Annotated in this window: 15 protein-coding genes and 3 pseudogenes; 13 read left to right on the top strand and 5 right to left on the bottom strand. The window is 39.7% G+C overall.

The genetic code is table 11. The features are described 5' to 3' along the window. The first annotated feature begins 50 nt into the window (after nt 1-50). Entirely contained in the window at nt 51-2,606 is a 2,556-nt protein-coding gene (locus PSI06_RS09945) for a M14 metallopeptidase family protein (RefSeq protein ID WP_273605017.1), read from the top strand. Nucleotides 2,607-2,614: 8 nt separating this feature from the next. Here the strand turns inward: PSI06_RS09945 and PSI06_RS09940 are convergent, their stop codons facing one another. After that, nucleotides 2,615-3,292 carry a ComF family protein gene (locus PSI06_RS09940; RefSeq protein WP_273603686.1) on the bottom strand — a complete coding sequence of 226 codons (678 nt, stop codon included), beginning with the start codon at nt 3,290-3,292 and terminating at the stop codon, nt 2,615-2,617. 73 nt (nt 3,293-3,365) lie between these two features. On the opposite strand from PSI06_RS09940, the gene bioH reads away from it, so the two are divergent. From bioH to PSI06_RS09925, 3 genes are all read left to right on the top strand, one after another. Then, nucleotides 3,366-4,103 (top strand): pimeloyl-ACP methyl ester esterase BioH, encoded by a 738-nt coding sequence (gene bioH / locus PSI06_RS09935; protein ID WP_273603687.1) that lies wholly within the window; start codon nt 3,366-3,368, stop codon nt 4,101-4,103. An 89-nt stretch (nt 4,104-4,192) separates the two neighbouring features. Then, on the top strand, nt 4,193-4,501 hold the full coding sequence (locus PSI06_RS09930; protein ID WP_004588240.1) for a hypothetical protein: 309 nt from the start codon (nt 4,193-4,195) through the stop codon (nt 4,499-4,501). 5 nt (nt 4,502-4,506) lie between these two features. Beyond that, nucleotides 4,507-5,358: a putative metalloprotease CJM1_0395 family protein gene (locus PSI06_RS09925; protein WP_273603688.1), complete on the top strand. Its 852-nt coding sequence runs from the start codon at nt 4,507-4,509 to the stop codon at nt 5,356-5,358. An 83-nt stretch (nt 5,359-5,441) separates the two neighbouring features. On the opposite strand, the gene PSI06_RS09920 is transcribed toward PSI06_RS09925, so the two are convergent. From PSI06_RS09920 to PSI06_RS09905, 4 genes and pseudogenes are all read right to left on the bottom strand, one after another. Beyond that, a complete protein-coding gene (locus PSI06_RS09920) occupies nt 5,442-7,763 on the bottom strand; it encodes a Tex family protein (RefSeq protein ID WP_273603689.1) in 2,322 nt (773 codons plus the stop codon). Nucleotides 7,764-7,974: 211 nt separating this feature from the next. After that, nucleotides 7,975-8,556 (bottom strand): CBS domain-containing protein, encoded by a 582-nt coding sequence (locus PSI06_RS09915; RefSeq protein WP_273605016.1) that lies wholly within the window; start codon nt 8,554-8,556, stop codon nt 7,975-7,977. A 50-nt stretch (nt 8,557-8,606) separates the two neighbouring features. Further along, nucleotides 8,607-8,918: a hypothetical protein gene (locus PSI06_RS09910; RefSeq protein ID WP_126008493.1), complete on the bottom strand. Its 312-nt coding sequence runs from the start codon at nt 8,916-8,918 to the stop codon at nt 8,607-8,609. A 132-nt stretch (nt 8,919-9,050) separates the two neighbouring features. Further along, nucleotides 9,051-9,383, bottom strand: a pseudogene (locus PSI06_RS09905) (GreA/GreB family elongation factor); the annotation flags it as partial. Between the two features lie 106 nt (nt 9,384-9,489). Between PSI06_RS09905 and gmtY the strand changes: the two are divergent. The 9 genes and pseudogenes from gmtY to PSI06_RS09860 form a co-directional block, all read left to right on the top strand. After that, nucleotides 9,490-10,809 (top strand): gamma-mobile-trio recombinase GmtY, encoded by a 1,320-nt coding sequence (gene gmtY, locus PSI06_RS09900; RefSeq protein ID WP_039489106.1) that lies wholly within the window; start codon nt 9,490-9,492, stop codon nt 10,807-10,809. Next, nucleotides 10,806-13,538, top strand: coding sequence for a gamma-mobile-trio integrase GmtZ (gmtZ, locus tag PSI06_RS09895; protein ID WP_039489104.1), 2,733 nt, complete (start codon nt 10,806-10,808; stop codon nt 13,536-13,538). The genes gmtY and gmtZ overlap by 4 nt, the downstream gene beginning before the upstream one ends. A 2-nt stretch (nt 13,539-13,540) precedes the next feature. Continuing rightward, a complete protein-coding gene (gene gmtX, locus PSI06_RS09890) occupies nt 13,541-14,146 on the top strand; it encodes a gamma-mobile-trio protein GmtX (protein ID WP_039489168.1) in 606 nt (201 codons plus the stop codon). Nucleotides 14,147-14,581: 435 nt separating this feature from the next. After that, a complete protein-coding gene (greB, locus tag PSI06_RS09885; RefSeq protein WP_039489102.1) occupies nt 14,582-15,052 on the top strand; it encodes a transcription elongation factor GreB in 471 nt (156 codons plus the stop codon). A gap of 452 nt (nt 15,053-15,504) precedes the next feature. Next, the gene (locus PSI06_RS09880; RefSeq protein WP_024603948.1) at nt 15,505-16,242 is read left to right on the top strand and encodes a glycosyltransferase family 2 protein; all 738 of its coding nucleotides are present in this window, start codon (nt 15,505-15,507) and stop codon (nt 16,240-16,242) included. After that, entirely contained in the window at nt 16,238-16,891 is a 654-nt protein-coding gene (locus PSI06_RS09875) for a TVP38/TMEM64 family protein (protein ID WP_024603947.1), read from the top strand. Before PSI06_RS09880 ends, PSI06_RS09875 begins: the two co-directional genes overlap by 5 nt. A 12-nt stretch (nt 16,892-16,903) precedes the next feature. Next, nucleotides 16,904-18,625: an ArnT family glycosyltransferase gene (locus PSI06_RS09870; RefSeq protein WP_024603946.1), complete on the top strand. Its 1,722-nt coding sequence runs from the start codon at nt 16,904-16,906 to the stop codon at nt 18,623-18,625. Beyond that, nucleotides 18,625-18,783: pseudogene (locus PSI06_RS09865) on the top strand (UDP-glucose 6-dehydrogenase); the annotation flags it as partial. The gene PSI06_RS09870 and the pseudogene PSI06_RS09865, both read left to right, overlap by 1 nt. A 15-nt stretch (nt 18,784-18,798) precedes the next feature. Beyond that, nucleotides 18,799-18,996, top strand: a pseudogene (locus tag PSI06_RS09860) (protein CapI); the annotation flags it as partial. Between the last annotated feature and the right edge of the window lie 275 nt (nt 18,997-19,271).

Genomic DNA, 19,271 nt, shown 5'->3' with positions numbered 1-19,271 from the left:
TTTTAAGCAATGCTAGCGTGCAAATAACAAACATTTTTAGAGTGATTTATATGCGCTGGATAGTAACTATAATGGTGGCAATGCTTAGCTTTTCAAGTATGGCAAAACCACTTTCGTATTATTTTGAACAAGATGTAGAGTTTGATAAAATAATACCCACCCCACAAGACGTACTTGGTTACGAAGTAGGTGAGTGGCATGTAAGGCACGACCAACTGGTGCGTTACATGGAAATTCTGGCGCAAAAAAGTAATCGTATAAACTTTGAAGTAATAGGGCGCACACACGAGCAACGTCCGCTTGTGATGCTAAGTATTAGCAGCGCTGAAAAACTAGCTAACTTAGAGCAAATTCGCCAAGCGCACTTAGCCCGTTTAACAAACAGTGAGCAAGCTAAAAACACACAAAATGAGCCTGCTGTAGTTTGGATGGGATACAGTGTGCATGGCAATGAGTCATCAGGCAGCAATGCCGCTTTATTGGTTGCGTATTACCTTGCTGCAGCGCAAGGCCCAGAAATAGAAAAATTATTAAATAATACCGTTATTTTGCTCGACCCTTCACTTAACCCTGATGGCTTGGCTCGCTTTGCCAATTGGGCTAATAGTAATCGGGGGATGAACTTATCAAGCGACCCTAAAACGCGTGAACATGTAGAAAGCTGGCCAAGTAGCCGTACAAATCACTATTGGTTTGATTTAAACCGCGATTGGTTATTACTACAACACCCGGAGTCGCGTGCACGCATTGCTAAATTTCATCAATGGAAGCCAAATATTCTTACCGACTTTCATGAAATGGGGCCAAACAGCAGCTACTTTTTTCAACCTGGCATTGCCAGTCGCAAGCACCCAATTACCCCAGATGAAAACGTAACGCTTACTAAAGCCATAGCCAATTACCATGCTAAAACTTTAGATAAAAATAATGCCCTTTATTTTACCGAAGAAAGCTTTGACGACTTTTATTACGGCAAGGGTTCAACCTACCCCGATGTAAACGGCGGTATAGGTATTTTATTTGAGCAAGCCAGCTCACGTGGGCATGTACAAGAAACCATAAATGGTACGCTTACGTTTCCTTTTACTATTAAAAATCAGTTATTAACAAGCCTGTCAACCTTTAAAGCAGCGGTAGATAACCGCGAGGCGCTATTAACCTATCAGGCAAAATTTTATAACCAAGCAGTTGATTTAGCACATGATGAAAGTTTTGAAGGCTATGTGGTTGAGGGCGCTAAAGATAACACCCGGATTAAACTATTTTTAAACCTGTTAAAGCAGCATCAAATTAACGCCTATCCACTTACAAAAGCGCTAAAAGCCAATGGCAAAAACTTTAGCACCCAGAGCTATTTTGTGCCGTTAGCTCAGCCACAGTTTCGTTTAGTAAAAGCTATTTTTAGTGAGCAAAAAAGTTTTGCCGATAACACATTTTATGATGTGTCGGGCTGGACACTCGCCCATGCTTTTAATTTAGAGTTTGCACAAGTAAAAAGTAGTTGGGGCTTAGAAGTAGCCAGCACTGCGTGGCAAAAAGCAGTTAAACCATCATTTGCTGCGTTAAAGCAAAGTTATGCATTTGGCTTTGCCTGGGACGATTACTTAGCGCCTAAAATGCTAAATAGCTTGCTAAAGCAAGGCATTAAAGCGCGTGTCGCGTTAAGCGCCTTAACAGCTAAAAGCAGCACCACCGAAATAGACTTTGCACCTGGCAGCATTATTGTCCCCGCAGGGCTGCAAACAAACCCTGATTGGGTGGCTATTTTAAACGATGCTCAAACGCAATTTGGTATTGCGATAAAGCCTATTACCACGGGCCTTACAGGGAAAGGCGCCGATTTAGGGTCGCGCACTATGGCGGTATTAAACGAGCCAAAAGTACTGCTTGTGGGCGGTAAAGGCGTAAGCCAATACGAAGCGGGTGAAGTATGGTATTACCTTGACCGCTTTGTTGGTATTTCTCCGACCATTGTAGAAATGGAGCGTTTAGGTAGCTTAGATTTAAATAATTACAGCCACATTGTACTAGCTAATGGCAATTATTCGGGCTTACCCGATAGTGATAAAGTTGCTATTAAAAGCTGGGTAAGAAAAGGCGGCGTAATTTGGGGCCACAAAGGCGGCGCTAAATTTTTAGCTGATCAGCAATTACTCAAGGCTAATTATTTATCTAGGCAAGATGTAGCCAGCGCTTTTAATACTCAAGGGCTAAATTACGCAGATAAAGATCATTTAGCTGGGCGACAACGTATAGCCGGCGCTATTTTTAATACCGATGTAGACACCACGCATCCACTAACGTTTTCGCTTAATCGTGAAACGCTGCCTGTATTTAAAAATAGTACCTGGTTATTAGAAAAATCATCCGCCCCGTTTGTAAACATACTCACTTACCCGCAAAAACCACTATTAGCAGGGTTTACCGATGGCGTAAATGAGCAGCAAATTGCCGGTGCAGCAGCCATGATTGCCCACTCATACGGGCGTGGCAGTGTTATTGCGATGACAGATAACCCTGTATTTAGAGGATATTGGTACGGCACAAGCCGATTACTCAGTAATGCTTTATTTTTTGGCCACACATTTAGAGTAAGAGGTGATTAACTACCCCTTTAAAGTGGCGTTAAACACGTAGCAAAAGCCCAGACTTGTTTAGCGCCCGCTTGCTTTAATACCCGGGTAGCCGCGTTGAGCGTGGCGCTTGTGGTCATTACATCATCTACAATAACCACCGTTTTACCGCTCATATCTTGTGTACATACAAAGGCATTTTTTACATTTTTAACCCGCTTGGATCTAGATAATTGTGACTGTGCTTGCGTGGCTTTATTGCGTATTAGCGCATTACTTATACAAATATGTTTTGCCAAACACGGTTGCCACACTTGGCTTACCTGATTAAACCCGCGCGTTAAAAAGCGCCCTTGGTGCAAAGGTAAAATAATAGCTATGTCGGGCTGGGTAGTTAAATTTTCAAAAAACACCGTTAGCTGGCGTTTAATTACTTGTTGCAGCGCTTTTTTATAGTGAATTTGATTATTAAATTTGAGCCGTTTAAGCCAATGCTCAAAAGGGGGCTGATAAAAAGCACAGGCAAAGAGCTTATCAAACTCGCAATGCGGAAACATTTCTACAATATCCGGGCGGTGCAATAAGTTACTGTGCTTATTTAAATCAAACACGCTTAAATCCGCTAAGCAATAGTCGCATAATCCCTCTTGAGCACTAATAACTCCCTGACACTGCACGCAATAAGAGGGAAATAACCAATTAAAAAATGAGTGTTGCATTGGTTGCTCCTTGCGTTGCTTTCGTCAATGTAAGCGTTATGATGTGGCTAAGTTTGGTTAAGGTTAGGCAAATATGCAAAGCGAGTTAGTTTTATTACATGGTTGGGGCATGAACCAAGGCGTATGGCAATTAGTGCAGCCAGAGTTAACGTTTTTATACAGTGGCTCGGTGCGCAGTATTGACCTGCCTGGCTTTGGCAACAGCAATAGCTGCCCAAGCCCTTATAATTTACACGATGCAGCTGAAATCGTAAGCGAGCAACTTAGCCCTGGCTCTATTGTAATGGGCTGGTCGCTAGGAGGATTGTTTGCACTTTATATTGCTAAACATTGGCCAAATAAAGTAGCAAAAGTAATTTTAGTTGCCTCAAGCCCTTTTTTTGCCGAGGCAGATGATTGGCCCGGAATAAAAACCAGCGTGCTTGAGCAATTTAAAGAGCAATTAGTTAATCACCGAGAAAAAACCATAGAGCGCTTTTTAGCTATTCAGGCCATGGGTAGCGAGTCGGCACGCGATGATATAAAGCAGCTAAAGCACTTGCTAAATCAGTACAGCGCGCCTAAAAGTGAGGCGTTAAGTGCGGGTTTAAATATTTTACAAAATGATGATTTACGCAACGTGTTTGCGCATTGCCCAGTGCCTATAAAAGCGATATTTGGCCGTTTAGATGCGCTGGTACCTTACAAAGCAATTAATAAAATGGCAGCACTAAATACTGAGTTTGAATACGAAGTACTAGACAAAGCCTCCCATGCACCGTTTATTTCTCATAAAAAAGAGTTTTTATCTGCCGTTAAATCAATGCTTTAAAATAGCCTAAAGAAAGGTGCTGTTTAAAGCTTTATTTTGCCCATGAAGTGAGCGATAATTAAACAATATTTATTTTTTGGAGGTACAGCATGGCTATTGGTTCAGTATTTAATAGTGGTGTAGAAGGGTTTAATCGTGCAAGCCAAGGTATAGAACGAGCAAGCGCAGAGATAAACCGTGCCACCATTGAAGAGCAAGACGATACGCAACTAGCCCAACAGCGCCAGTTAACAGCTGCGCGACCTGAAGAGGCTGTAACAGCGCCTGTTGCACAACCAGCTCGGGTTGACGAAGCGCTTGTTAATTTAAAAGTTGAAGAGTTTAATGCCAAGGCAAACACCCAATCTATTCAAACTGCAGATGAAGTGCTTGGTACGCTAATCGATATTAAAGTTTAAACGTTATGAATATTGTCACGCCATTTCCGTCTATCAATATAAACACCGCCAATGTTTATACGGAAACCGCTCGGCGTGACAACCAACTGCGCGAAGTTATTCCTGCCCCTGCACCCAATAGCGCCAGTAATACCGAAACCAAAGCACAAAGCGATGCTGATAAAGCAAAACTGCCAAGCAGTGCAGAAGCCGCCACCTACGACGCAACCGGTAAACTCAGTGATGAGCAAGCTGTTGAGCAGCGCCAGCAAGGCAGCGAAAATTCAGATAGCGAACAGCAACAAGCAAGCGAAGACACCCCCGAAGAAGAGCAAGATCAGCAACAGCTAGAATTAGAACAGCAGCAAATTGAAGAGCTTAAAGCGCGCGATACTGAAGTGCGTGTGCACGAACAAGCTCATGCATCGGTGGGTGGGCAGTATGCAGGCTCACCAAGTTATGAATACCAACGTGGACCAGATGGCACTAATTACGCTGTTGGCGGTGAGGTACAAATTGATGTATCTGAAATCCCTGGCGATCCGCAAGCCACTATAGATAAAATGCAAACGGTACGAGCAGCCGCACTTGCCCCTGCTGAACCTTCTAGTGCCGATAGAGCCATTGCCGCTGATGCAACCCAAAAAATGGCCGCAGCGCAAGCTGAATTATCAGCCCTTGCTGACGATGAAGCGCAAGCTCAAGAGCCACAAAGTGCGTTATCAATAAACGAAACCAGCACTGCGGAGTCTCAAAGCGATACTAATACAGAGCAAGCACGCGACCCAGAAGTAGACGCACGAGCTGGCCATATAGCCAATTTTTATCAAATGACTAGCTCACCCCAAAACGAGAGTGGTTTTTCTGCGTTTGGTTAAAACCAGCTAAGCATTATTAAAAAAGCCGCTCAATGAGCGGCTTTTTAGTTTGAGGAGACATCACTTAATGAAGCAAAAGGGTATTATTTTTTTACTTTTGCATTAGCAAATGCATCGGCAAAGGCATTACCTATCATGGCATTACCGTTATCGCGCTTTGGTCTTGCTGCACGCGGTTGCTGACCCTGATTACTGCGTTGCTTTTGTGGCGCGGCAGCGGGTTTATTGCTTGTGTCTATTTCATCATCTAAGCGCATAGTAAAGCTAATGCGTTTACGTGGGGCATCTACCTCAACCACTTTTACTTTTACAATGTCACCGGCTTTTACTACTTCGCGCGGATCAGAGATAAACTTATTAGTAATTGCCGAAATATGCACTAGGCCATCTTGGTGAACACCTACATCAACAAACGCACCAAAGTTAGCAACGTTAGAAACCACACCTTCTAAAATCATACCGGGTTTTAGGTCTGTGATTTTTTCTACACCGGCTTTAAATTCAGCAGTTTTAAACTCAGGACGAGGATCGCGCCCAGGCTTATCTAGCTCTTTAATGATGTCGGTAACGGTAGGTAAACCAAACTTCTCGTCGGTGTAGTCATTAGCAACCAGCTTATTTAAAAACTCGCTATTGCCTATTAAGCTATTTACATCAAGGTTGTTACGCTCACAAATAAGTTTAACAACAGGATAAGCCTCAGGGTGAACTGATGAGTTATCAAGTGGGTCTTTACCCTGATTAATACGCAAAAAGCCTGCTGCTTGTTCAAACGCCTTTGGTCCTAAACGCTCAACTTTTTTAAGTTCGCTACGCTTAGTAAACGTGCCGTTAGTGTCGCGGTAATTTACTATATTTTGCGCTAAGGTTTTATTTAACCCCGATACGCGAGTAAGAAGCGGCACCGAGGCCATATTTAAATCAACACCCACAGAGTTTACACAGTCTTCTACCACTGCGGTCAGTGTTTGGCCTAATTGACTTTGCGATACATCGTGCTGGTATTGGCCTACACCAATTGATTTTGGCTCAATTTTAACAAGCTCGGCAAGTGGGTCCTGCAGGCGACGCGCAATAGATACCGCGCCACGCAACGACACATCTAAGTTAGGAAATTCATTTGCTGCAAATTCAGACGCAGAGTAAACAGACGCGCCGGCTTCGCTTACCATAATTTTATTTAATTTAAGCTCAGTATTGGCCTTAATAAGTTCGCCTACTAGCTTGTCAGATTCGCGTGATGCGGTTCCGTTACCAATCGCAATAAGTTCTACTTTATGCTGGCGGCATAGTTGCTCTAATGTACGTAACGATTTTTCCCAGTGATTTTGTGGCGCGTGGGGGAAAATAGTTTGGGTTGTAAGCAATTTACCTGTGCCATCGACTACGGCAATTTTACAGCCAGTTCGCAAACCAGGATCTAGACCAAGCGTGGTACGTGGCCCAGCAGGGGCGGCCATAAGTAAGTCTTTTAAGTTTTTAGCAAATACATCTATAGCGCCAGTTTCGGCTTTTTCTCGCATGGCTGCTAAAAATTCATTTTCTAGGTGTAGGCCAAGCTTTATTTTCCATGCCCACTGCACAACACTTAATAGCCATGCGCTAGCTGCTTTATATTTCACATCTAAGCGGTAGTGATCAGCAATCATTTGCGCACATAGCTGGGCTGCATTTTCGCTGCTTGGCTCTGGATTAATACTCAGCTGCAAAATACCTTCGTTACGCGCGCGCAACATAGCAAGTGCGCGGTGAGAAGGGACCTTTTTAAGAGGTTCCTGATGGTCAAAGTAGTCGCGGTATTTACTACCGGCTTGCTCTTGGCCGTCAATAAGTGTGCTTTGTATAGCGCCGTGTTGGCTAATGTGGCTTCTAAATTTAGCTAATAACTTGGCATCTTCTGCAAAGCGTTCCATTAAAATAAATTTAGCGCCATCAAGGGCTGCTTTGGTATCAGCAATGCCTTTGTCGGCATTTATAAACTGCTGCGCTTGTTGCTCTGGCTCTAAGTTTGCGTCGTTAAATAGCGCATCGGCAAGTGGCTCAAGGCCTGCTTCAATGGCTATTTGCCCTTTGGTACGACGTTTAGCTTTATAAGGAAGGTATAAATCTTCAAGCTCAGTTTTACTTTGTGCGCTGGTTATATCGGCACTAAGTGCTGGCGTTAATTTATTTTGTGATTCGATGGTTGATAAAATAAAGCTGCGGCGCTCTTCCAGCTCGCGCAAGTACGACAAACGTTGCTCTAAAAGGCGTAATTGCGTGTCGTCTAATCCACCGGTAATTTCTTTACGGTAACGCGCAATAAAAGGAACCGTTGCGCCTTCATCAAGTAATTTTGTAGCAGCAACAACTTGTTGCTGTTGTGCATTTAGCTCAGTGGCTAAACGTGCAGAGATATCGCTCATGCATAAACCTTTTAATACAAAAAATAAAACCAGAAAATCCCTCTGGTACTGTTATACCCAGCTTATTAAAGTTGCTATTTAATGAGTTTGGCAGGTATTTATTAGTTGAATAATATCACAGCAGGTTGTAATAAAAAGCTCTTAAAGCAAGCAATTTTGCTTGCTTTAAGATGGTTGGCTTGGCTGAGCTGACAAAGCGTAAAAGCGCGCTTTAGTGAGGGTGCTCTACGCTTTCTAAAACATCACTAAACGTGTGAGCAATAGGGGTAATATGCACTGGAATGTGTAACGTTTTAGCTATTTGACGCGCCGAAATTAACCCGCATATTTCGTTATTAGTGGTTGTTGCTAATAAAAACATGCTGCCTTGATGCTCCATTGTTTGTAGTGCATCGCCAATACTTGCATAGCTTAGGCTTTGCATACTTACGCCATTAAGTTGGCTAGTAGGTGTCATAATGTAGCGTAAGCTTACTTCATTGCGGCTGGTATTTAAACGCTGTGCAATGGCCGTAATTTTAGCGCTTTGTAGGTCGGCACTTGAAACAATACCAATTAATTTTTGCGCATCATCAGTCACCAATACATAGTCAGAATGCTCTGCTAGTACTTGTTTAAGCGCCTCGCTGATAGGAGTGTCGTATTGAGCCCGAATTGGCGTTTTTTGGGTAAAGTTATTGATTACGGTTAAAGCCGGAGATGTTAAATCAATAGTGGCTTGTTGATCTTCAAACGTGCTTGCAATAACGCCATGAGAAATATTTTGGGTACGTAATTCTTTAAAGTTAGACATAGTAGTCACCTTATTAGTTATAAAATTTAATCAAAAAGTAAAATTGTGAATTAAATTAAATAGCTAGGTGGACCACGTTGATATGCCGTACTAAAAGGACGGCTTAGGTTTGTACTTTGGTAAAAAGATGAAACAGCATTAGGTAGCGGTTGAAACAACCTAATAGCAAATGCATTAACATGAGAATCTAAGTCAATGTCGGGGGTTGCTTGGTCAGGAAATTCACAAGCGATAAAATGATTAGATATACTGGCGTTATCTATACTTACTTCGGTGGTATTGGCATGCAGAGTCAAACTCACACTCATTAAAAGTGCAAACAATACGGCATTACTACATATGCGCTGTACTAAGTTTGACATAGCCACTACCTTAAAAATCAGGTTAAAGATAAACCTGCTAAACCAATATATATCCTAATGAGATATATTACACAATAAAAAATTTACCTGATCTGAATCAAAGTAGTTATTTATTAATAATGTTATGGGGGACTATTTTTGATATTCAATACTATTTACATACCATTCTTTTTTACCTTGCGGTGTAGGTACCTCAAAATCATCGTCTACTTGTTTTTTTATCAGGGCGCGCGCCATAGGTGAGTCAATTGATATGTAGTCTTTACGGTCGTATATTTCATCAGGCCCTACAATTCTAAATTTTTTAACCTCGCCTTGCTCGTTTTCTATTTCTACCCATGCGCCAAAAAATACTTTATCGTCTTGCTGCGGCGAGTAATCAATAACTTTTAAATCGGGTAGGCGTTTGCGCAAATACCGAACACGACGATCAATTTGGCGCAGTAAGCGTTTATTATATTGATATTATAACCCCACCCAAATATATACTAAAATCACTACTTTAATACTTGTTAGATGATAGAAAAGAGTTAGTATTAAGGAAAAGTAAATATACTATATAATAAAAAGTATGGCATACATCCAAAAAATAAACGTAAAGTATCATGATAAAGAGGCTGGTAGTATTTGTGAGTTACCAGCTCTTTATACAGAGAAAGGTGTCGTGATATCACATATAAGATATCTTGCTTGGTACAGCTCTAAAAGTGAGTCATGGAAAGAGCGCTCTATATTTTCTTTAAAGCTCCTACTCACATATATTGATGTCGTACCAAACTTTGAAAACTCAACTTTATTATTAAAAGGTTTTACTAAAGCACTATTAGTAGGAACAATCGATTACGATAAAATGGATGACGAACTTGGATTGTATTGGAAGGCAAGAAAGCCTAGAGATGCAAATAATATATTATTTCATATAACGCATTACTCTGATTTTTTAGCTTTACAGGAAGGGTTTGACTCATCAAGGATAAACCCCTTCAGAAAAGCAACCAGTTATGAAGAGAGATTAAATTGGTGTGCATATTATCATAAGCACGCAAATGTGTTCCTAAATCATTTATCTAATCAAAATGACGCTGCCTTTAATGCGAAGAGAGTAAGATTCATTGATCGGTTATTAGAGCCTAAAATAAATAATGAAAAAGCGATGAAATTCCCCGATGAGCACTTTGAAAAGCTTCTTTATATTGGAATGGTAAAAGGCTCAACACCAGACTATAAATCTCAAGCTATGACCATGTTATTAAATTATGGTGGATTACGTAAAAGTGAGCTATTTCACCTTTATGTTTCAGATATAACTTTACACCCAATATATCGAGATGAAGCATTAGTTAGGGTCTATCATCCAGAAATAGGCCGCTCACCTGACAGTAGTTTTGCAAATAGGCGAGAATACTTACTCGAAAGCACTTTCTATAAACCAAGAAATACATACCGATTATCAGAAAGACTATATGCGGGTTGGAAGTCACCTTTACTCACAAATAAAGACGGCTATTTTGAAGTGATATTTAACCCGCCTGAAAAAGCAAAAGAATTTTTAATATCTTGGGTTAACTATCTTAAATATCAACGGGTAGAGCCGGCAAAAACAGACACTCACCCATTTGCATTTACCAACTCCACAGGAGCGCCTGAAACGATAAAAAACTTTCAGCGAATTCATAAAAGAGCAGTAAAAAAAATTGGGTTGGAAGTTCAAAAAGAGCTTGGAACTACAGAGCATGGACACAGGCATGCATATGGTTATCGCGCACGACAACTTGGTTTAAGCCAAGTTGAAATTCAAAAAGCAATGCATCATAAGAGCTCTCTATCCTGCTTGGTATATATACAACCAACCTCAGAAGATATTCGTAGTAAGATGAGAGAGATTAAATGAGCAAACTTAAAGGTGACTCGAGCCTTCCATTAAATATACCTGTATCAATAAAAACATTGGGTGAATACAAAGCAATATGCAAAAAAAACGGTATTACTAACTCAAGATTACATTTAGAAAATTACAAAAGCATACCAGGCCTAATTGCACATCCAGAGAGGGTTTTTAAGGATGAGTGGGTGAGCTATAAAGATACATTTGATGTCCCTGATTTTTATTCCTATAAAAAGTTAAAGAGTATTATTAAGCCATTAGCTCTTAAATCACAAAAGGAATACAGGGCATTTGTTAAAAAGCAAGATGACCCTCAAATACCAAATGACCCACAGGGGGTATGGGAAAGTGAATGGGAAAATTGGTTTAAATTTTTAGGTAAAAAAGAGCCTTACAATTTAAAATTTATTGCAAAACCATATATAGCTTGGGCTGTAAAAATAGAAGAATTTATGACCCAAGCATTAGGCGGAGGTTCTAAAAACTCTTTGCTTTGTCGATTCGTTCGAATTTATATAGAAAAACACGATAAAAGCTTAACTCCAGAAGCATTTCTTACAAAGCAAAAGGTTAATATTAGACCCTTAAAGCAAGAATTAGAAAAGTTGAATACCGATAATATGCGGCGTAACTTGATAATTGCAGTGAATGAATTTTTAGACTTTGTAATTACCAACGATCTAACTAGTGAAGATGAGGAGACTGGAGAGATCATTCGTGTAATGGATGCTAGAAATCCTTTATCGCTGCTATCAAATTCAGCAAGTGTGATGTCTCCGCAACGCGCTGAGTCAACTAAACCTTGCTTGCAGTATTACTTTGTTAAAAAGGCCCAAGAGTGGATAATTCCAGCTAATGCAAAAACTTTTAAAGACCTAAAGCATTTGCAAAAATTTGATGCTGATTGGCTGAAAGTATCATCGAAGGAAGTAGATCGAAGTGACCCTGATTGCGTGATAAAAAAGATTGGAGATCAGCTTTATATGTGGTCTCCAATAAATTGGTTGCATACGTTCACTTTAACAAAAGTTCCATTGCGGGGTCGTCAGATTGCATATAATGATTCAGGTGAAGCAGATGATGTAATAGCTAATGTTGATCAAAATGGAAAAATAATTTGGGAAAAAAATAAATCTATTTTTTCGGGGTTAACAAAAAACCAAGCGTTTATTAAAAGAATGCCTGACGAAAACGCAGGGATGTTTATCACTACAAACAAAACAAGTAATAATGGTCAAGGTTATTCAATACCTTGGATACCTGAAGACCTTATTTATTGGTTAGTAAAACTTCGTAAGTGGCAGCAAAAATATAATCCTATAGATAACCCTACGAACTGGTCTAGTTGTAAAAGAACAAATTTAAATGAGTTGCAACTTAAGGCTAAAGGAATAAATTGTTTTTTATTTAGGGCGTATCAGGATATTGAGCCACAAAGTGTTGGTAATTCCCTAACACCAAGGTTAGCTGCCGCACTTTATAATGTTCAACCATCAAATTTAGAGCTTGCAACGCTATCAGGGAAGGAAGCAACGTTAAATCAGTATAAGTCTAAGTATACCCCTCACTCAATGCGTGTGAGCCTTATAACGGCTTATATAATGGAAATGGGGATGCCTATTGAAATAGTTATGAAAGTTGTGGGGCACTCATCAATTGTAATGTCTATTTATTACTGCAAAATTACGCAAGGCGATATTAGAAAGCGATTAGAGCAGGGCGAGAAAGAAGCATTAAAAACGAGGGTTGACGCTACTCAGAGTTTAATTGAACAAAATAAAATAGAGAAAGTAAAAAATGAATTGGTATCAAATAATGAAGAGTTACTAAATTCATTAACAAACTCTATTCCAGCAGGGAACTTCATTTTCAGGGATTATGGTATCTGCCCATATGCCGCAACTCGCTGTGAAGATGGCGGAGAACTTAATGGTAGTGGTACATCATTACGTGTACCGGCTCCATCTGGTTATCTAGGGACGCAAAATTGTCTTCGCTGTCGTCATTTTATTACAGGCCCCGCATTTATTGGTGGGTTGCTATCCATCACTAACGAAATATTATTTCACTCTAACACCCAGTCATCTCAATGCACAAAGTTACAAAGTAAAATTACTATGCTTGAGAAAAGTTTAGACGAATTAGATCGCCGAGAATACGTAGCTAATTTAAAAAATGAAAAAATTGACTTATCAGAGCGTAAAATTCTTGAGTTAAAAATAAGAAAAACTGAGTCAGAATATGAAAGTGCAGCAAAAAAAATGGATATGCTCTTATGTGACTTACAGTCGTCCTACAAGCTAATTAAAATGACACAATCAATAGCTAATCAAAAAGACAGCTTGTCCCTCGTTAAAATGAGTGATTCAGAAATAGAAATATCTTTAGAAGAGACATCTTCATTTGAGCAACTTCAAGAGGTTTGTGAGAATGCAACGATTTATGAGTCGGCCAATGCATCGCATGCCATAATTCCAAGATCTCAACAGTTGGATAAAATGGCTGTATTCAATGAAATATCTCCCGGCTTATTCTTACTCACAGAAGAGCAACAATTGCACGCTGGAAATCAATTAGCGCGCCTTTTAAAGTCTCGTTTAAAAACATGGTCAAAAGTTAGTCGTGTAATTAATTGTGATATTAAGCTCTCCGACCTTCTTGGTGATGAACAGATTTCAAAGTCTGAAATCGAATTTATTAATAAAAATAATACGTTAATTAATAGTGAGTTATGAGTATGTCACCTGAAGATCTACTAACTGAATTACAAAAAGGTTGCTCTACTAAGATTAGTGAAACCCTCGAAGCAATCTATAGGGTTTGTATGGAGCAAAGAAAAAGAGGTGTTGATGACTATTCTATTTCTACAATATCAAAGTTAGGCACTCAACGAGGGGTTCCAAAAGCACAAAGTATTCGTAATAAATCGGGTGAAAAGTATAGAGCACTTATTGCATCATTTGCAGAGAACAGCCCAGTAAAAGATCTTGGTAAGCAAAAGCATCAAGGGTTAGACTGGATAGATGAAATAAACAATCCAAAGCATCGATTACTAGCAAAAATTCAAGCTTCCGAGCTAATTGCGACTCGAAAAAAGCTACAAGAAATTATTCCACCAAACCTTCAAATTGATATTTATGACTACAAGTCTACTGGGCTTGGTTCTGAGCATAAACTATCGAATCAAGAGCGCAGAGCATTAGAATATTTATTATCAAATAGCTTTCAAAGCAAATGGAAATTAACGCCAACGGATTATGGGGAGCTTATTGATGAAAATAAGCATGCTGTTTTTAAAGCGGCTACCCTTGACGCTATAAAAAAAGCTTTAGATTTTTTATAGCCGTAATATCTATAACACACGCTAAAATTTAATTTGCTGTCTGGTTATTATAATCTTTGTAGTTTCAATAAAGGAAAGCTTCATTTGGATAGAAAAATTAAAAGACCCTATAGTTAGGCTTCAAGATAACATTTTCTCCTCTCAAGCATTAGCAGCTGAAAAACTAGCAAAGGAGATATAGTACCGATTGGTCCAGTCATAGAATTTTATGGAGGTGGGTAGTCTTCGTCACCAAACTCAAAATAGACTGACTTAGAAGTAGAAGATCTTGAATACCTCATATCTAAAGAGTTTATGCGCCGAGCAGGTTTGGAAGTGGGGCCAAACGGTAGTATATTATCAAGTAATGATAAAGATAACTTTCTCCCGGTTGCAACTTTAGATGCTGTTAAAAAAGCATTGCAGTATTTGTAATATTGGGATGGGGCAAACTAATTGTATACCAATCTAATAACGCGTGAAGGATTAGACAAGCTAAATAAAGAGCTTAATTACCTTTGGCGCGACTACAGACCTGAAATAACAAAAAAAGTAGCTTGGGCTGCTAGCCTTGGCGATCGTTCAGATAATGCCGATTATAAAGAAAATAAAAGATTACTTAGACAGATAGATTCTCGAATTAGGTTCCTTAGAAAGCGCATCGAAGCAGTCAAAGTTATTGACTACTCTCCTCAACAAGTCGGCAAGGTTTTCTTTGGGGCATGGGTAGAGGTTGAAAATGATAATGGTGAAACAAAAGCTTTTCGCATAGTTGGCCCTGATGAGATCTATGGTCGTAACGATTACATTTCTATTGACTCTCCTATGGCCAGAGCGATGCTAAAAAAGGAAGTTGATGATGATTTTCAAGTTAAAACGCCAGTAGGGATAAAAGAGTGGTTTATTAACAAAATTGAGTACAAGTAAAGAGCTAGTACAGCTTATGCAACAACTAACTTGAAAAACTCCGAAAGAGAGTATTTATATTTCAGCCTTCTGAGCTTTAGTCATCAAAATCTCTTTTGGTATAAAGACGGTTAGTCTGCTTAGAGCGAGTTACGGACATTGAACATATGCTGGTGAACGTGGATATTCTAATATTTTACAGTTAAAAAAAAATGTCTCAACAAAACTAATGGACTTGTAGCCATTAAAGTATGATGAAATCTACCCGAGAAAAGAGTCCTAATATTCAGAGTAATATTGCGTGTAGTGCTGTAAATCATTTTTTCAGTTTTTCTTAAGTAAATCTTAAGGTTTGCCTGATATTTTATTAAGACACTTTTTATTTAGCCGATAGGTTTCTTTAATTGCTTGACTTATCGGTGATTAATTTGCAAATTTATTATCGCTAATAACTAAAAAACAGGGATTTATATATGTTATCAGTTGTACTTCCTGCCAAAGACGAAGCCGAAAATATTGGCCATCTTATTGAAGAAATTCATACCAGCCTTGCTGATTTATACCCGTTTGAGATTATCGTTGTCGATGATGGCTGTAGTGATAGTACCTTTGAAACCGCCCTCGAAACTGGAAGAACATTAGGCTGTGATGTAAAAGCTATCAAACATGCCTACAGTGTCGGACAAAGCACAGCGATTGTGTCGGGTGTGTTACAGGCGAAATACACCTTGATGGCGACCCTTGATGCCGACGGACAAAACGATCCGGCTGATTTGCCTAAATTAGTTGAGCGCGCTCAACAAATAGAAGCCGCTAATTTTTGCGTAATTGGCTACCGTAAAAACCGAAAAGACACGCCTTGGAAACGTTTTCAGTCGCGTTTTGCTAATAAATTCCGCGATGCTATTTTACATGATGGTGTGCCAGATACCGGCTGTGGTTTGAAAGTAGTGCCCACAGCCACATACCTAAGGCTACCACACTTTAACCATATGCACCGTTATATTCCTGCTTTGGTCAAACGTATGGGAGGCGAAGTGCAAGTGCAAGAAGTGAACCACCGCGATCGTGAACATGGTCTATCAAAATACACGGCTTGGAATCGAGCTTGGGTCGGTATTGTTGATGTATTAGGCATGATGTGGCTTATTCGTCGTGGCAAAGTGCCAATGGTTAATGAAATTCAAACGAGTAACACTAGTGACGATTAACAGGCTCGCTAAATTTATTGTTAGTTTGTCGTTATTTATTGCGATAGCGTTTGCAGTTCAACAAGGTTTTTTTGAACATATCGCTGACAGTAACTGGGTCGCTAAGTTTGTTAAAGAACAAGGCAAACAAGCCGTTGTTGTATTGATGGCGATGGGGGCTGCCTATGCCGCTCTTGGTGCGCCACGCCAATTGTTAGCGTTTGCGTTTGGTTTTGCTTTTGGGGCTGTTGAAGGGGCACTTTTAGCGTTAGTAGCAACAGAGCTCGGTTGTATTTTGTCATTTTACGCCGCCAAATGGTTGTTTCGCTCAAGCTTGCAACGCAAATTTAATAAAAGTTTAATGAAATTTGAACGCTTGGTTAAAGACAATACCACCTTAAAGGTATTGATGATTCGGTTGTTACCTATCGGCAGTAACTTGTTTACTAATGTCGCAGCTGGAGCAACTACAGTACCGGCTCAGGGGTTTTTTCTTGGTAGCTTTATTGGCTACATTCCACAAACCTTAATTTTTGCCTACGCTGGCGCTGGAATTGGTTTATCAGAGCACGAAAAAATACTCATCAGTATTGCGCTGTTTATTGTTTCATCGGTAATTGGCTCACTGCTTTATCGCAGTCAATTTCGTCGTAAAGTACAAGAACTATAAAGAAGTTAGGTTATGAAAAATATAATAAAAACCTTCGAACAAGATGATTATTACGCCGTCTTAAAAATCTTACTGGCCTTTGCCGCTGTTATTATTTTATTAGGTATTGGTATTCGTTCACCGTGGCCTGCTGATGAACCTCGATTTGTTGAAGTAGCCAGAGAAATGGTTGCCACTGGCAATTGGCTATTTCCAATGCGTGGCGGTGAATTTTATCCTGATAAACCACCAGTTTTTATGTGGTCAATCGCTCTTTTTTATTCACTTATTGGCAACCTAAAACTGGCATTTTTACTGCCAAACGCCATCTGTGGCTTGATCACTTTATTTTTGGTGTATGATCTTGGGGCAAAACTCCATAGTGTTCGCGTGGGTCGCAATGCCGCTTTACTTTTATTAATTACACCACAATTTTTGATCCAAGCTAAAGCTGCCCAAATTGATGCGATGGTGATGTGTTGGATAACGATTGGTTGTTATGGCTTTATCCGTCATTTCATTTTAGGGCCCAATTGGCGCTGGTATTTTATTTCGTGGGCATTTATGGCGCTCGGCATTATTACTAAAGGGGTAGGTTTTTTACCTGTACTCATGTTTATTCCCATCATTGCTTATCGCTTGGCGAATAAAGACTATTTTAAAGGCAGGCTCACCTTCGCTTGTTGGTTAGGTTTTGTGCCCTTTTTCTTGGTGTTGGCGGCTTGGTTTGTACCGATGATGATTACGGTGGCAGAGCAAGCGACCCCTGAATTAATTCAGTACAAAAACAATATTCTGTTCAAGCAAACGGGCGAACGGTACGCCAATGCCTGGCATCACCTTGAGCCTTGGTATTATTTTATTGTTAGTGTAATTCCCGTGATGTGGTTTCCATTACCAATTTTATTGTTGAGCTCGCTAAAGCATGTTTATCACAAATTAAAAACAGATCCAGTATTGATGATATTGTTTGCTTGGGTTGTGCTTGTGGTGTGTTTTTTCAGTATTAGTCCGGGCAAGCGCGGGGTTTATGTGTTACCTGCATTGCCGATGTTGTCGCTGTTTACCACCATTGCTTACCATGAAGTTAAACTACCGTTATGGTTTAACCGCATCAGCAAAAGCATTTTATGGTTAATTGCTATTGTGCTTGTTGTCGCTTGCATTGGTTTATTAACGGGTCATAAAAAATTAGTGAAACCATTAACCGCATACCCTGAAATGATCCCGTGGGCGGCAGGTTTAGCGTTTATTTTAGCAGCGATATGGTTAGTTAGTTTATGGCGATTACGGTCGAAAAACGCCTTTTTTAATTTAGGAATGGTAATTGTCGCTTCTTGGTTAATAGTGAGTACCTTAGGATATTGGCTAGCCGAGCCCCTGCGCACACCCAAACATGTTATTGAAGAAGTGGAAAACACCTTAGGTCAGCATGGTGAGCGCGGTGAACTTGGGTTAGTGAAATTTAAAGAGCAATTTTTATTGTTTTCACAATTACCAATAACGCATTTTAGTTACCTAGCAACGGATGAAGAAGAAGAGCGTAACGCATGGCTATGGATGGGCGAGAAGGCGGGTCGATTTATTTTAGTGCCAGATGATGCCAACTTAACGTGTTTCGATGTGTCTAACGGGCAAGATATGGGCTACGCTCACAGGCAGCACTGGTTATTATTAAGTGCTAAGCAAATGGCAGAAAACTGCCAAGCGCCAAAAGTTATTAAGCGTTTTAGTGTTCCTAGAGAAGCGTATTAATGAAAATAGCTGTAGTAGGAGCAGGTTTTGTTGGTTTGTCTAATGCCATTTTACTTGCTCAGCATAATAAGGTGGTTATCTACGATATCGTTCCAGCGAAAGTAGATTTAATTAATAGTCGTAAATCTCCCTTTGTCGATAAAGAAATAGAAGCTTTTTTATTTAAAGATGATCTCGATTTTGTTCAGTCACTTGAAAGCGCGTTAGGAATTAAAGCCAAGAAAAATTTTATGCCGATGCAAGCGGGCGATGTTTACCAAACCTTTGCAGATATTGATGACTTATTTAATGTTACTGGCTATAAGCCTAAAATGAGTGTTGAACAGGGCGTTAATAACTTTGTTGACTGGTATCGTGAATTTTATGGTTAAGTGATTTATCTATCCATTTTTGCATAATAGTGACATCTAGAGATGTCCGCCTATATTTCTAATATCAGTAATTATCTGCTGTAATCAAACAGGACACTTTGATAATGGAATATTATCCAATACTATTCATCAAGGTCCGTTCATGGCACAGACTGTGTGAAAACTAATTTTTAATAAATTGTCTTGGGTATGTTCTTAGTTTGAAACCATTTAAGATGGTTGCGATCGATTTTTTCTCAGTATCGCAATTTTCTCCGCGCGAGCGAAACTGCTAT

The sequence above is a fragment of the Pseudoalteromonas sp. GABNS16E genome (assembly GCF_028598715.1).
Lineage (GTDB): Bacteria > Pseudomonadota > Gammaproteobacteria > Enterobacterales > Alteromonadaceae > Pseudoalteromonas > Pseudoalteromonas atlantica.
The sequence above is the reverse complement of the archived record's forward strand: the minus strand, read 5'-3'. Positions and strand labels throughout refer to the sequence as shown.